The following is a 521-nucleotide window of genomic DNA, read 5'->3' on the forward strand; positions in this document are numbered from 1 at the left end:
GTCCGGCCGGTCAGGCGTCCAGCAGCGGGGCCAGGTAGCGACGGGCGAAGGCCCGGGCCTGGTCCTCGTCCTCCATCTCGATGCAGCTGGCGGGGTTGAGCAGGAAGGACACGGCGACCCGCACCATCAGCTCGGCAACCGGACGCGGGTCCTCGTCGGGACGCCCCTCAGTCTGTTGCGCGCGGCGCAGATGGGCCGTCAGGTACTCGACGGTGGCGGAGAGCGAGGAGCTGCCCTGCACGGTCAGGTAGGGCAGGACCAGCTCGGGTTCGAGGCGCAGCAGGCCGCCGAAGAGCGGATGGGCGCGGGTGTGGCGCAGGGCGACCACGAAGCCCTCGACGACCCGGTCCTTCATGGCCGGCAGCGCTGCCACCGCCGTGTCCAGCCGCTGGAAGAACCGGCTGAGCTCGCGCAGCAGGGTGGCCTCGACCAGCTTGTCCTTGGTCTGGAAACGCCGGTACACGGTGACCCGGGAGACACCGGCCCGCTTGGCGACGTCGTCCACGGAGGAGCGGCGCAGA

The 521-nt window shown here is 71.4% G+C and carries 1 protein-coding gene; it reads right to left on the reverse strand.

What is annotated here, in order from left to right:
- Positions 1–10 precede the first annotated feature (10 nt).
- The coding region (locus B7L92_RS38150) for a TetR/AcrR family transcriptional regulator (RefSeq protein ID WP_081241641.1) at positions 11–521 on the reverse strand (511 nt) is incomplete at its 5' end.

Source organism: Streptomyces viridosporus, assembly GCF_002078235.1.
GTDB classification, from domain to species: Bacteria; Actinomycetota; Actinomycetes; order Streptomycetales; family Streptomycetaceae; genus Streptomyces; species Streptomyces viridosporus.